Genomic DNA, 13,762 nt, shown 5'->3' with positions numbered 1-13,762 from the left:
CACCGCCGGATTGGGGGCTTAAACCAGGCTCTCTTTATCGATCCCGAGACGCTTCATGCGCGACAGCAGGGTAGTGCGTTTTAACCCTAAACGCTGGGCGGCACCTTTTGGCCCGGCGACCACGCCGTTGGTCTCTTTGAGTACGCGCATAATGAGCTGATATTCATCTTCTCCCTCTTTCGCCGTCTCGGCGGCGGGTACGGTCACGTCAGGCAGCGTCACTTCAGGCAGGGAGAGCTGCAGCACATTGCCGCGCGTCAGCAGCACCGCACGCTCGATGACGTTTTCCAGCTCGCGCACGTTGCCGGGCCACTCCATCGATGAAAGGGTACGTAACGTCTCGGCAGGAATGCTGTCGATGTTACGCCCCATCCGACGCGCGATCTTGGCGGTAAACGCTTTGACCAGCAGGGGAATATCTTCCGGGCGCTCGCGCAGCGGCGGCAGGAAGATCGGGAAGACGTTCAGGCGATAGTAGAGATCGCTGCGAAACTCGCGGTCGGCGACCATTTTTTTCAGGTCGCGGTTGGTGGCGGCAATCAGCCGCACGTCAGTCTGGATAAGCTTGTTGCTGCCAAGACGTTCAAACTCCTGCTCCTGCAGGACGCGCAGCAGTTTCGGCTGTAGCTCCAGCGGCATATCGCCCACTTCGTCGAGGAACAGCGAGCTCTTGTCCGCCAGCTCAAAACGGCCCAGCCGCTGGCTGCTGGCCCCGGTGAATGCACCGCGCTCGTGGCCGAACAGGTCGCTTTCCAGCAGGCCTGCGGGCATCGCCGCGCAGTTCATCTTCACCATCCGACGGCTGTTGCGGTTGCTCAGGTTGTGGATGGCGCGGGCAATCAGCTCTTTACCCGTACCGGTTTCGCCCAGGATCAGCACCGTGCTGTCGCTTTGCGCCACCATCTCAACCTGCTTGAGCACGCTGTACATGGCGTCGCTGCGCCCGATGATTTCACCAAACTCGCTGTCCACGTTGTTGAGCTGTTCGGTCAGGGCCAGGTTCTCATCCACCAGCCGCTCTTTCAGGCGGTGGATCTCCTGATAGGCGAGGGCGTTATCCAGCGCGATGGAGATACGCTCGGCGATCTGGCGCAGTAGCTTCAGGTTGGCGGTGGTAAACACGGCTTCATCACACTGCGCCAGCTTCAGCACCCCCAGCATGGTGTTGCCGGACATCAGGGGAAGCAGGCACAGGGTCTGAATCTTGTTGCCCCAGGTGTTAAACAGCATCCGCTCATACGGTGCCACCGGGTCCTGCTCGCTCAGGTTGAGCAGCAGGATCTCTTTGCTTTTAAATACCCGCTCAGACAGGGTGCCCGCTTCGTCCACTTCGCTCTGCTCGTGCGCCGGGTTGGCTTCATCCAGATAATGCGTGGAGTAGATGTTCAGCTTGCCCTTGCGATGGCCGCGCAGCGCGATGCTGATGGCATCGATTTTGAAATAGTGGTGGATCTCTTTCGACACTTCGCTGACCAGCTCGTCCATATCAAGGCGCGACAGCACGGCGTTGGTGATGGCAACCAGAATGCGGAAGTTGTCGCGCTCGCGGCTCAGCAGGTCGTAATCCACGTTATTGGTCACGCGGGTTTGGATCTGCTCCGCGACGACGGCCACAATCTGGGTAAAGGTGTGCAGACGCTCGTATTCCGCCTCGCTCCAGGGCTGGTCGGTCGTGCGAATATACTCGCAGCCACCAAAAATATGTCCCTCCGCCGCGAGCGGCAGCATGCTGTAGTGGCCGAACGGCTGGTAGAGGTTGCTCTCCGCGAGCCGCGGCCACGCCGTGCGGAACTCCTCAAAGTTGCAGTGCAGCGCTTCCGGACGGGAGAGAATACGGCGCACCGGGCCATGCGCGAGATACGTTTCGTCTTCGTACTCAAACGTTTTGCCATTATCGCGCGTTGAGTAGTAGCTCGCGCGGTGCGTTCCGCTATGCCACAGTACAATCGCCGCGCTGTCGGCCAGCGCTGATTGCCTGACCAGCCGCGTCAGGGCATCGCTCAGCGCGCCGAGATCGGGCTGCTGTAAAAGTGTGCGCGTGATATCAAACAGGCCCTGCTGTCCAAGATCGCTCATCGGTGTATACGGCATTATTGCTTTCCAATAGAAACTGGCAAAAAAGAGACATTCAGTGCTGACCGCTTATGGCGCGGCTCTAGCAAATTCGGGGTAACGGTTCCGCGTGCGGCAGGTCCAGCGTGCGCTTCACGCCGTAAAGTCCGGTCAGGCGCACCCCCTTGCGCTCAACCACTTCGCCTATGATGGCGGCCTCTTTCCCTAATGGATGCGCGCGCAGCTCAGCAAGAACGGCTTCTGCCGCCGCGCGTTCCACGCCGATCACCAGCTTGCCTTCGTTAGCAAAGTTCAGTGGGTCAAGTCCCAATAGTTCGCATAGCCCGCGCACGGCAGCTTTTACAGGCAGGCCACGCTCGGTCAGTTCAATCCCGCACCCGCTGCTTGCGGCGAATTCGTGAACCACCGCATTCACCCCGCCGCGGGTGGCATCGCGCAAGGCCTTCACGCCGGGAATAGCACACAGCGTCTGAATGAGCGGGGTGAGCACCGCGCAGTCGCTGCGCAGTTCACCGTCCAGCCCTAAGCCTTCACGCAGGTTAAGGATAGTCGCTCCGTGGCAGCCCAGCGTGCCGGTTACCAGCAGCACGTCGCCCGCGCTAAGCCGCTGTGCGCCCCAGTGAATGTTGGCGGGGATAGCCCCCATTCCGGCGGTGTTGATAAACAGCTTATCGGCCGCACCGCGCTGGACCACTTTGGTGTCCCCGGTGACGATAGCGATACCCGCCTCGCGCGCGGTGTGTGCCATGCTGTTCACCACCGCCGTGAGCGTCTCCATCGGCAGACCCTCTTCGAGGATGAATCCGCAGGAGAGGTAGCGGGGAATGGCGCCGCTGACGGCCACGTCGTTGGCCGTGCCGCAGACGGCGAGCTTGCCGATATCGCCGCCGGGAAAGAACAGCGGATCGATGACATAGCTGTCGGTGGAGAAGGCCAGCCGGTCGCCCTGGGCGGTGAGGGTGGCGAGGTCAATGCGCGCCTGGTCTTCCTGCTCGTCGAGCCAGGGGTTGTTAAAGGCCTCCATGAACAGCCGGTTAATCAGCTGCTGCATCGCCTGTCCACCGCTTCCGTGCGCCATTTCCACCGTGTTCATGCTTCACACTCCTGGTTGCGATATTGATACCACGCGGCGCATGCCCCTTCGGAGGAGACCATCAGCGCGCCAAACGCCGTTTGCGGGTTACAGGTATTGCCAAATAACGGGCACTGATGCGGTTTGCATTTGCCGGTGAGCACCTCGCCACAGCGGGCCCGGGGATCGTCGCAAACCTGCTGCGGCTGCGGGCGGAAATGCGCTTCAGCGTCGAACGCGCGATAGGCTGGCGTCAGGCGCACGCCGGATTCGGCAATCAGCCCCAGTCCTCGCCACTCGCTGTCGCCTTCGACGCTGAACACCTCCGCAATGGCACGCTGAGCCCGTTCATTGCCGGCATCCGGTACCACGCGGCGGTACTGGTTTTCAACCGCGCTCAGGGCCGCTATTTTCTGCTCAACCAGCATGGTGACACCTTGCAGTAGATCAAGTGGTTCGAAACCAGCCACCACTAACGGACGATTGTACTGTTCAGCGATAAAACCGTAGGCGTCTGTGCCAATCACCATGCTGACGTGGCCCGGTGCCAGAAAGGCGTCAATGCCGTTGCCTGGCGCTTCCAGCAGGCTGCGCAGGGTGGGGATAAGCGTAATGTGCTGGCAGAAGAAGAAAAAGTTATCGACGCCGCGCGCTTTCGCCTGCTGCAGCGTGATGGCCGTCGCGGGCATGGTGGTTTCAAACCCCAGGCCAAAAAATACCACCTTGCGCGCGGGGTTATCCGCTGCCAGCGTCAGGGCATCCATCGGCGAATAGACGATCCGGATGTCGGCCCCGCGCGCTTTCGCCTGCAGCAGCGAGCCGTTTTTCCCGGGCACGCGCATCGCGTCGCCAAAGGTGCAGAATATGACGTCGGGCCGGCTGGCAATCTCGATACAGCTGTCGATGCGTCCCATTGGCAGCACGCAGACCGGGCAGCCGGGGCCGTGGATAAACTCAATGTTCTCCGGCAGCAGCTGGTCGAGGCCAAATTTGAAGATCGCGTGCGTGTGCCCGCCGCACACCTCCATGATCCGCAGCGGCCTTTCTTTGGTGTAGTCCAGCCGCGCCGCGCGCGTTTTGAGGTGTCCGATAAGCTGCAGCACCTGCTCCGGCGCGCGGTATTCATCAACGTAACGCATGATTACCGCTCCTCGCCGTACAGCAGCGCGCCGACGTCCGGCTCCACGTCGAACATGTTTTGCAACGCATCCAGCGTGTCGCGGGCTTCCGCTTCGTTAATCACGCTCATGGCAAACCCCACGTGGACCAGCACCCACTGGCCGAGACGCGACGCGCCCGTTTCATCGGTGCTGCCCACCAGCGTCAGGTCGACGTCGCGCAGGATGCCGCAAACCTCGACTTTGGCCTGATTACCGTTGAGGGAATGGATTTGTCCCGGTACGCCTATGCACATCGTTCGTTCTCCAGCCAGCGTAACCAGCCGTCCATGCCATCGCCGCGCGTGGCGGAGACCAGCAGGATCTCAATCTCCGGGTTCACCTCGCGGGCATACGCCAGGCACTTATCCACGTCGAAATTCAGGTACGGCAGCAGGTCGACTTTGTTCAGCAGCATCAGGGATGCCGCGGCGAACATGTGGGGGTATTTCAGCGGCTTGTCTTCGCCCTCGGTCACCGAAAGCACCGCCACCTTGTGTCGTTCACCCAGATCGAAGCTCGCCGGGCAGACCAGGTTGCCGACGTTTTCAATAAACAGGATGCCGTTATCCGCCAGCGGCAGGCGCGGGGCGGCGTCGGCAATCATCTGCGCATCCAGATGGCAGCCTTTGCCGGTGTTAACCTGAATTGCCGGGGTGCCGGTTTCGCGGATGCGCGCCGCGTCGTTTACCGTTTGCTGGTCGCCCTCGATCACCGCGCAGGAGACGCGCCCGTTGAGGCGTTTGAGCGTTTCGGTCAGCAGCGTGGTTTTGCCGGAACCGGGGCTGGAGACCAGGTTCAGCGCCAGCTGTTTGCGGGCGGCGAAGCGGGCGCGGTTGCGGGTGGCGATCTGGTTATTTTTGTCCAGCACGTTGATTTCCACGTCCAGCATCTGGCGCTGGCTCATGCCCGGCGCGTGGGTACCCGCTTCGCCGTGGCCGTAATGCAGGTCGCCCGCGTCGGAACGCTGCGGCACAAAGGTAATGCCGGTCAGGGCTGCCGCAGGGCGCGGGGCAGGGGAAAAGGGCGCGGAGCGAAACGCGGAGTGGGGACGGTGCTCATCCCCTTCTATATACAGGTTGCCTTCGGCGCAACCGCAGGTACTACACATACTTTACTCCTTCTCGATTTCGAGGCGTTGGATCTGCATGCCGTCATCCGCCACGATGCGCAGCCCGGTGCTCTGACACTGCGGACAGCGCTGTACCTTTGATGAGAGCAGGGTGACGTACTGCTGACACTGTTCGCACCAGCACTCCGCCTGCTGCTCCTCAATATGCAGTTCGCAGCCTTCCGCCAGCGTGCCGCGGCACACCAGCTCAAAACAGAAGGTCAGGGCGCTGGTCTCGACGCAGGAAAACGCCCCGACCTTCAGCCAGACGCCGGTGACGCGTTTCGCGTGGTTTTGCACAGCCTGCTGTTCGATAAGTTCCAGAGCCCGCTGGCAGAGGGTGATTTCGTGCATGACGCCTCCTCAATGAATTGCCCCGGTAATGCAATAACAGTGCCAGCTTGATTTTTGTTAAGGCGTGTCGATGTCACCGCTGTCGAAATGACACGTCGACACCGCGTTGTTGACAGCGAATTTTTAATTAAATCCATTAAAAATCATAAACATAAAAACTGGCATGGAATCTGCTTAACAGGCGCTATCTCCATTAAACGGATACCTTTTATGACTATTTGGGAAATCAGCGAAAAAGCGGAATACATCGCGCAGCGTCATCAGCAGTTACAGGACCAGTGGCACCTTTACTGCAACTCTCTGGTTCAGGGCATTACCTTGTCGAAAGCGCGTCTTCACCACGCGATGAGCTGTGCGGCGCAGGGCGATATGCGCTTTGTTCTCTTCGGCCATTTCATCATCAATGTCACCCTGGCGGATAACTTCAACAGCCACACCATCGAGTACTACCTCGAGACAAAAGACGGTGAAAAACAGTGTATTGCAAAGGCGCAGCTGATGGCTGACGGCATGGTGGACGGCCACGTCAGCAACCGCGATCGCCAGCAGGTACTGGAGCACTATCTGGAAAAAATCGCCCCGGTTTATAACGGCCTGTACACCGCCGTTGAACACGATCTCCCGGTCAACCTGAAGCAGCTGATGGACGGAAATACCTCAGCGAACGTGGCCTGACCCCCAGTGTGTCGAGAAGTGTCGACAAGACAGTTTTTCGTCAAAAATGACTATCACCAGAGGATAACCCGGTGAACCGTTTTGTAATTGCTGACTCGACGGTCTGTATTGGCTGTCGAACCTGTGAGGCGGCGTGTTCGGAAACGCATCGCCTGCATGGGCTACAGTCCATGCCGCGCCTGCACGTCATGCGTAATGAAAAAGAGTCTGCCCCGCAGCTCTGCCATCACTGTGAAGATGCCCCCTGCGCGGGTGTCTGTCCCGTGAACGCCATCACCCGCGTGGATGGCGCAGTCCAGCTGAACGAAAGCCTGTGCGTAAGCTGCAAGCTGTGCGGCATTGCCTGCCCGTTCGGCGCGATTGAATTCTCCGGCAGCCGCCCGCTGCATATTCCGGCCAATGCCAACTCGCCTAAAGCCCCGCCCGCGCCTCCGGCGCCTGCACGCGTCAGCACGCTGCTGGACTGGGTGCCCGGCATCCGCGCCGTGGCGGTGAAGTGCGACCTGTGCAGCTTCGATGAACAGGGCCCGGCCTGCGTGCGCACCTGTCCAACCAAAGCGCTGATTCTGGTGAACATTCGCGACATCGCCCGCACCAGCAAGCGCAAGCGCGAGCTGACCATTAATACCGACGTCGGCGATCTTTCGCTTCTGCAGGCGCTCAACGAGGGGGTGAAATGAACGCGATTACGATGATTACCAGCGCCGTGGCGTACTTTGCCGCCGCCGCCGTGCTGGCGTGGCTTCTGTCATTCCATAAAACCCTGAGCGGCTGGATCGCCGGGATCGGCGGGGCGGTCGGCAGCCTGATGACGCTGGCGGCGGGTGGAGTTGTCCTGCTCGGCGGGCAGTCCGCAGAGGCCGTGATGCCGCTGATTCGCCACACCGTTGCGATTACGCCGCTGAACGCCATCTGGCTGGTGACCTTTGGCCTGTGCGGGCTGTTTATCAGCCTGTTCAATATCGACTGGCACCGCCATCCGCACGCCAAAGCCAACGGCCTGCTGGTGAACCTGCTGATGGCGACGGCGGTCTGCACCGTGATCGCCAGCAACCTCGGCGCGCTGGTGGTGATGGCGGAGATTATGGCGCTGTGCGGCGTGTTCCTGACCGGCTGCAGCGCCTCCGGGAAAGTGTGGTTTGCGCTGGGACGCCTCGGGACGCTGCTGCTGGCGCTGGCCTGCTGGCGGGTGTGGCAGCGTTTCGGCACGCTGGAGTTCGCTGCGCTTAACGGGCATCCGCTGGGCAATGACGTCTGGCTGCTGGGCGTGATCGGCTTTGGCCTGCTGGCCGGGATTATCCCGCTGCACGGCTGGGTGCCGCAGGCGCATGCGAATGCCTCCGCGCCCGCTGCCGCGCTGTTTTCTGTGGTGGTGATGAAGGTCGGTCTGTTCGGGATTCTGGCGATGACGCTGACCGGCGGCCAGCCGCCGCTGTGGTGGGGCGTGGTGCTGCTGATTGCGGGCATGATCACCGCCTTCATCGGCGGCCTCTACGCGCTGATGGAGCACAATATCCAGCGTCTTCTGGCGTACCACACGCTGGAGAATATCGGCATCATCCTGCTCGGCATGGGCGCGGGCGTGACCGGGCTGGCGCTTAATCAACCGGCGCTGATTGCCGCTGGCTTTATCGGCGGTCTGTATCACCTGATCAACCACAGCTTGTTTAAAAGCACCCTGTTCCTCGGGGCGGGCAGCGTCTGGTTCCGCACTGGCCATCGGGATATCGAAAAGCTCGGTGGGATTGGCAAAAAAATGCCGGTGATTTCGCTAGCGATGCTGGTTGGGCTGATGGCGATGGCCGCGCTGCCGCCGCTGAACGGCTTTGCCGGGGAGTGGGTGATCTATCAGTCCTTCTTCGCCCTCGGTCAGAGCGAGGCGTTTATCGCCCGCCTGCTGGGGCCGCTGCTGGCGGTCGGGCTGGCGATTACCGGGGCGCTGGCCGTGATGTGCATGGCGAAAGTCTATGGCGTGACCTTCCTTGGCGCACCGCGTACGCGTGAGGCTGAGAACGCCTGCTGCGCACCGGTACTGATGGGCGTAAGCGTGGTCGCGCTGGCGCTGTGCTGCATCGCGGGCGGGGTTGCCGCGCCGTGGCTGCTGCCGCTGCTGGGCCACGCCATTCCTCTGCCGCTTGAGACGGCGCACACCGTCGTTTCCCAGCCGATGATTGCACTGCTGCTGATTGCCGCGCCGCTGCTGCCGTTCGTGCTGATGCTGTTCTTCAAACGCGACCGGCTCACCTCCCGCTCGCGCGGTGCCGCGTGGGCCTGCGGTTATGAACACGAACAGTCGATGGTCATCACCGCCCACGGTTTTGCTATGCCGGTGAAAGAGAACTTCGCCGCCGTGCTGAAGCTGCGCCACTGGCTGAACCCGGTGGGCTGGGTACCCGGCTGGCAGAACGCTGCCGCGCCCGCGCTGTTCCGCCGTCTGGCGCTGATCGAGCTGGCGGTACTGGTAGTGATTGTGATTTCACGAGGAGCCTGACATGAGTCTGTTACTGGCAATTCTTCAGGCGCTGGTGCTGTTCGCCGCCGCGCCGCTGCTGTCGGGCATCACGCGCGTGGCGCGCGCCCGGATGCACAACCGTCGCGGGCCTGGCGTACTGCAGGAGTACCGCGATCTCTTCAAGCTGCTTTCTCGCCAGAGCGTGGCCCCGGATGCCGCAGGCTGGGTCTTCCGCCTGACGCCGTTTGTGATGGTGGGCGTGATGCTCACCGTCGCCACCGCGCTGCCGGTGGTAACGGTGGCTTCGCCCCTGCCCGTGCTTGGCGATCTGATTACGCTTATCTACCTCTTCGCCATTGCCCGCTTCTTCTTTGCGATTGCGGGTCTCGACACCGGGAGCCCGTTTACCGGCATCGGTGCCAGCCGCGAGGCGATGCTCGGCGTGCTGGTTGAGCCGATCCTGCTGCTGGGGCTGTGGGTCGTCGCGCAGGTTGCGGGTTCCACGCACATCAGCTTTATCACCGACACCGTTTACCACTGGCCAGTTGCCCGCTCCCTTCCGCTGGTGCTGGCGCTGTGCGCCTGCGCGTTCGCCACGTTTATCGAGATGGGCAAGCTGCCGTTCGATCTGGCCGAAGCCGAGCAGGAGCTGCAGGAAGGGCCGCTCACCGAATACAGCGGCTACGGCTTTGCGGTGCTGAAGTGGGGCATCAGCCTCAAACAGCTGGTGGTGCTGCAGATGTTTGTCGGCGTCTTCTTCCCGTGGGGGCAGATGACGCACTTCTCTGCGGGTGGACTGCTGCTGGCCGTCGTGGTTGCCGCCCTCAAGCTGCTGGTCGGGGTTCTGGTCATTGCCCTGTTCGAAAACAGCATGGCGCGCCTGCGTTTTGTGGAAACGTCCCGCATCACCTGGGCCGGGTTTGGTTTTGCATTTTTAGCGTTCGTCTCCTTGCTGGTGGCGTGATTAAAGAGAGTATTTATGTCTGAAGAAAAGAAAGGTCAGCAGTATCTCGCCGCGTTGCATCAGGCTTTCCCGGGCGTGGTGCTGGAGGAGTCCTGGCAAACCAAAGACCAGATCACCGTCACCATTAAGATGAACTATCTGCCGGAAGTGGTGGAGTTTCTCTACTACCGGCAGGGCGGCTGGCTGTCGGTGCTGTTCGGTAACGACGAGCGCCAGCTGTGCGGCAGTTACGCGGTGTATTACGTGATGTCGATGGAGCAGGGCGAGAAGTGCTGGATCACCGTGCGCGTCGAGGTCGACCCGAATAAACCGGAATACCCGTCCGTCACGCCGCGCGTGCCCGCCGCCGTCTGGGGCGAGCGCGAAGTGCGCGACATGTATGGCCTGGTGCCGGTTGGCCTGCCGGACGAGCGCCGTCTGGTGCTGCCGGACGACTGGCCGGACGAACTCTATCCGCTGCGTAAGGACAGCATGGACTACCGCCAGCGCCCGGCGCCGACTACCGACAGCGAAACCTACGAGTTCATCAACGAGCTGGGCAGCAAGAAGAATAACGTGGTGCCGATTGGCCCGCTGCACGTCACCTCTGACGAGCCGGGCCACTTCCGCCTGTTCGTTGACGGCGAAAACATTATCGACGCCGACTACCGCCTGTTCTACGTCCACCGCGGCATGGAGAAGCTGGCGGAGACCCGCATGGGCTACAACGAAGTGACGTTTCTTTCTGACCGCGTGTGCGGCATCTGCGGCTTCGCCCACAGCACCGCCTACACCACCTCGGTAGAGAACGGCATGGGGATCGTGGTGCCGGAACGCGCGCAGATGATCCGCGCCATCCTGCTGGAGGTGGAGCGCCTGCACTCGCACCTGCTGAACCTCGGCCTGGCCTGCCACTTCGTCGGCTTTGACTCCGGGTTTATGCAGTTCTTCCGCGTGCGCGAAGCGTCGATGAAGATGGCGGAGATCCTCACCGGGGCGCGCAAAACTTACGGTCTGAACCTGATCGGCGGGATCCGCCGCGACCTGCTGAAAAACGACATGATCCAGACCCGCCAGCTGGCGCAGCAGATGCGCCGGGACGTGCAGGAGCTGGTGGATATGCTGCTCAGCACCCCCAACATCGAGCAGCGCACCGTCGGCATTGGCCGTCTTGACCCGGAGATTGCCCGCGACTTCAGCAACGTCGGCCCGATGGTGCGCGCCAGCGGCCACGCCCGCGACACCCGCGCCGATCACCCGTTCGTCGGCTATGGCCTGCTGCCGATGACCGTGCACAGCGAGCAGGGCTGCGACGTCATTTCCCGCCTGAAGGTGCGCATCAACGAGGTGTTCACCGCGCTGAACATGATCGACTTCGGTCTGGACAACCTGCCGGGCGGCCCGCTGATGGTGGAGGGCTTCACCTACATTCCAAACCGCTTTGCCCTCGGCTTTGCCGAAGCGCCGCGCGGGGACGACATCCACTGGAGCATGACCGGCGACAACCAGAAGCTCTACCGCTGGCGCTGCCGTGCGGCGACCTACGCCAACTGGCCAACCCTGCGCTACATGCTGCGCGGCAACACGGTCTCCGACGCGCCGTTGATCATTGGCAGCCTCGACCCGTGCTACTCCTGCACCGACCGCATGACCGTCGTGGACGTGCGCAAGAAGAAAAGCCAGGTGGTGCCGTACAAAGAGCTTGAGCGCTACAGCATCGAGCGTAAGAACTCGCCGCTGAAATAAGGACTCGTCATGTTTACCTTTATCAAAAAAGTGATCAAAACCGGCACGCAGACCAGCCGCTATCCGCTGGAGCCGATGCCGGTCGACAAAAACTTTCGCGGCAAGCCGGAGCACAACCCGCAGCAGTGCATTGGCTGCGCGGCCTGCGTCAACGCCTGTCCGTCGAATGCCCTGACGGTGGAAACGGATCTCAAAACCGGCGAGCTGGCCTGGCAGTTTAACCTTGGACGCTGCATCTTCTGCGGCCGCTGCGAGGAGGTCTGCCCGACGGTCGCCATTCGCCTGTCGCAGGAGTACGAGCTGGCGGTGTGGAAGAAAGAGGATTTCCTGCAGCAGTCGCGCTTTGACCTGTGCCACTGCCGCGTCTGCCAGCGCCCGTTCGCCGTGCAAAAAGAGATCGACTACGCCATCGCGCTGCTGCAGCACAACGGCGACGCGCGCGCGGAACACCACCGCGAAAGCTTCGAAACCTGCCCGGCGTGCAAGCGTCAGAAATGCCTGCTGCCGTCCGACCGCATTGATATCACCCGCCACATGAGAGAGGCCAGCTGATGGAAAACCTACTGGGCCCGCGCGACGCGAACGGCATTCCGGTGCCGATGACGGTGGACGAATCCATCGCCAGCATGAAGGCGTCGCTGCTGAAAAAAATCAAACGCTCGGCCTACGTCTACCGCGTGGACTGCGGCGGCTGCAACGGCTGCGAGATTGAGATCTTCGCTACGCTGTCGCCGCTGTTTGACGCCGAGCGCTTCGGCATCAAGGTGGTGCCGTCCCCGCGTCATGCGGACATCCTGCTGTTCACCGGGGCCGTCACCCGCGCCATGCGCTCGCCCGCGCTGCGCGCCTGGCAGTCCGCGCCGGACCCGAAAATCTGCATCTCGTACGGCGCCTGCGGCAACAGCGGCGGCATCTTCCATGACCTCTACTGCGTCTGGGGCGGCACCGACAAAATCGTGCCGGTGGACGTCTACATCCCGGGCTGCCCGCCGACGCCCGCTGCGACGCTGTACGGCTTCGCGATGGCGCTCGGCCTGCTGGAGCAGAAAATCCACGCCCGCGAGCCGGGCGAACTCGACAACCAGCCGGCCGCCATTCTGCACCCGGACATGGTGCAGCCGCTGCGGGTGAAGGTTGACCGCACGGCGCGCAGGCTGGCGGGGTACCGCTACGGGCGCCAGATTGCCGACGACTATCTGCGCCTGCTGAGCCAGGGTGACCACCAGGTCGCACGCTGGCTGGAGGCGGAAAACGATCCGCGCCTCAATGAGATTGTGGCGAACCTGAACAGCATCGTCGACGAGGCGCGTATCCGATGAGTGAAACGGTGGTGTTCAGCCAGCTGAGCCGTAAGTTTATTGATGAGAACGATGCCACGCCGGATGCGGCGCAGCAGGTGGTCTATTACAGCCTGGCGATTGGGCATCACCTCGGGGTAATTGACTGCCTGGAGGCCGCGCTGAGCTGTCCGTGGCCGGAATACCTGGCGTGGATTGCCACGCTGGAGGAGGGCAGCGCGGCGCGGCGCAAAATGGAAGGCGTGCCGAAGTACGGTGAGATCGTGATCGATGTGAACCACATTGCCATGCTCGCCAACGCCTTTGACGCGGCGCTGGGCAGGCAAACCCCCGAGCAGCAGACTTGGAGCAAAACGCTGCTCGGCATGCTGCATGATATTCATCAGGAGAGCGCCATCTACCTGATGGTGAGGAGATTACGTGACTGACGTTTTACTGTGTGTCGGCAACAGCATGATGGGCGACGACGGCGCGGGTCCGCTGCTGGCGGAGATGTGTGCCGCCAACCCGCAGGGCGACTGGGTGGTGATTGACGGCGGCAGCGCGCCGGAAAACGACGTAGTCGCCATCCGTGAACTGCATCCGGACAGGCTGTTAATCGTCGATGCCACCGATATGGGGCTCAACCCCGGCGAGATCCGCCTGATTGACCCGGACGATATCGCCGAGATGTTTATGATGACCACCCACAATATGCCGCTGAACTACCTCGTGGATCAGATCAAAGGTGACGTGGGCGAGGTGCTGTTTTTGGGCATTCAGCCGGACATTGTCGGGTTTTATTACCCGATGACGCCGCCGGTGAAAGAGGCGGTGGACGTGGTGTATTCACGGCTTGCCGGGTGGGTTGGGGATGGAGGTTTTTCTCAGCTCTGAGCAGC

The 13,762-nt window shown here is 61.7% G+C and carries 15 protein-coding genes; 9 read left to right on the top strand and 6 right to left on the bottom strand.

All coding sequences use genetic code 11. The features are described from left to right. Positions 1–18: 18 nt before the first annotated feature. From flhA to hypA, 6 genes are all read right to left on the bottom strand, one after another. The gene (flhA, locus tag ACVCAM_RS11040) at positions 19–2,091 is read right to left on the bottom strand and encodes a formate hydrogenlyase transcriptional activator FlhA (RefSeq protein WP_407223617.1); all 2,073 of its coding nucleotides are present in this window, start codon (positions 2,089–2,091) and stop codon (positions 19–21) included. Between the two features lie 64 nt (positions 2,092–2,155). Then, a complete protein-coding gene (gene hypE, locus ACVCAM_RS11035; protein WP_045418277.1) occupies positions 2,156–3,166 on the bottom strand; it encodes a hydrogenase expression/formation protein HypE in 1,011 nt (336 codons plus the stop codon). Then, positions 3,163–4,284: a hydrogenase formation protein HypD gene (gene hypD / locus ACVCAM_RS11030; RefSeq protein WP_025912389.1), complete on the bottom strand. Its 1,122-nt coding sequence runs from the start codon at positions 4,282–4,284 to the stop codon at positions 3,163–3,165. Before hypD ends, hypE begins: the two co-directional genes overlap by 4 nt. A gap of 2 nt (positions 4,285–4,286) precedes the next feature. Next, entirely contained in the window at positions 4,287–4,559 is a 273-nt protein-coding gene (locus ACVCAM_RS11025) for a HypC/HybG/HupF family hydrogenase formation chaperone (protein WP_008499582.1), read from the bottom strand. Then, positions 4,550–5,413: a hydrogenase nickel incorporation protein HypB gene (gene hypB / locus ACVCAM_RS11020; protein ID WP_407223616.1), complete on the bottom strand. Its 864-nt coding sequence runs from the start codon at positions 5,411–5,413 to the stop codon at positions 4,550–4,552. The genes ACVCAM_RS11025 and hypB overlap by 10 nt, the downstream gene beginning before the upstream one ends. A 3-nt stretch (positions 5,414–5,416) precedes the next feature. Next, positions 5,417–5,767, bottom strand: coding sequence for a hydrogenase maturation nickel metallochaperone HypA (gene hypA / locus ACVCAM_RS11015; RefSeq protein WP_008499580.1), 351 nt, complete (start codon positions 5,765–5,767; stop codon positions 5,417–5,419). A 210-nt stretch (positions 5,768–5,977) separates the two neighbouring features. On the opposite strand from hypA, the gene hycA reads away from it, so the two are divergent. The 9 genes from hycA (at position 5,978) to hycI (ending at position 13,757) form a co-directional block, all read left to right on the top strand. Next, a complete protein-coding gene (gene hycA, locus ACVCAM_RS11010; protein ID WP_008499579.1) occupies positions 5,978–6,442 on the top strand; it encodes a formate hydrogenlyase regulator HycA in 465 nt (154 codons plus the stop codon). 71 nt (positions 6,443–6,513) lie between these two features. Continuing rightward, positions 6,514–7,122 carry a 4Fe-4S dicluster domain-containing protein gene (locus tag ACVCAM_RS11005; protein WP_023294427.1) on the top strand — a complete coding sequence of 203 codons (609 nt, stop codon included), beginning with the start codon at positions 6,514–6,516 and terminating at the stop codon, positions 7,120–7,122. Next, positions 7,119–8,933, top strand: coding sequence for a formate hydrogenlyase subunit 3 (hycC, locus tag ACVCAM_RS11000; RefSeq protein WP_032664254.1), 1,815 nt, complete (start codon positions 7,119–7,121; stop codon positions 8,931–8,933). The genes ACVCAM_RS11005 and hycC overlap by 4 nt, the downstream gene beginning before the upstream one ends. 1 nt (position 8,934) lies before the next feature. After that, on the top strand, positions 8,935–9,858 hold the full coding sequence (locus ACVCAM_RS10995) for a respiratory chain complex I subunit 1 family protein (protein ID WP_087450134.1): 924 nt from the start codon (positions 8,935–8,937) through the stop codon (positions 9,856–9,858). A gap of 15 nt (positions 9,859–9,873) precedes the next feature. Further along, entirely contained in the window at positions 9,874–11,583 is a 1,710-nt protein-coding gene (gene hycE, locus ACVCAM_RS10990) for a formate hydrogenlyase subunit HycE (protein ID WP_407223615.1), read from the top strand. Positions 11,584–11,592: 9 nt separating this feature from the next. Beyond that, the gene (locus ACVCAM_RS10985) at positions 11,593–12,135 is read left to right on the top strand and encodes a formate hydrogenlyase complex iron-sulfur subunit (protein ID WP_008499573.1); all 543 of its coding nucleotides are present in this window, start codon (positions 11,593–11,595) and stop codon (positions 12,133–12,135) included. After that, positions 12,135–12,902 (top strand): NADH-quinone oxidoreductase subunit B family protein, encoded by a 768-nt coding sequence (locus ACVCAM_RS10980; RefSeq protein WP_021241938.1) that lies wholly within the window; start codon positions 12,135–12,137, stop codon positions 12,900–12,902. Before ACVCAM_RS10985 ends, ACVCAM_RS10980 begins: the two co-directional genes overlap by 1 nt. After that, positions 12,899–13,309: a formate hydrogenlyase maturation HycH family protein gene (locus ACVCAM_RS10975; RefSeq protein WP_039265549.1), complete on the top strand. Its 411-nt coding sequence runs from the start codon at positions 12,899–12,901 to the stop codon at positions 13,307–13,309. The genes ACVCAM_RS10980 and ACVCAM_RS10975 overlap by 4 nt, the downstream gene beginning before the upstream one ends. Then, positions 13,302–13,757: a hydrogenase maturation peptidase HycI gene (hycI, locus tag ACVCAM_RS10970; protein ID WP_046091884.1), complete on the top strand. Its 456-nt coding sequence runs from the start codon at positions 13,302–13,304 to the stop codon at positions 13,755–13,757. The genes ACVCAM_RS10975 and hycI overlap by 8 nt, the downstream gene beginning before the upstream one ends. Positions 13,758–13,762: the final 5 nt, after the last annotated feature.

It is taken from the genome of Enterobacter sp. CFEC122 (assembly GCF_052983755.1).
The sequence above is the reverse complement of the archived record's forward strand: the minus strand, read 5'-3'. Positions and strand labels throughout refer to the sequence as shown.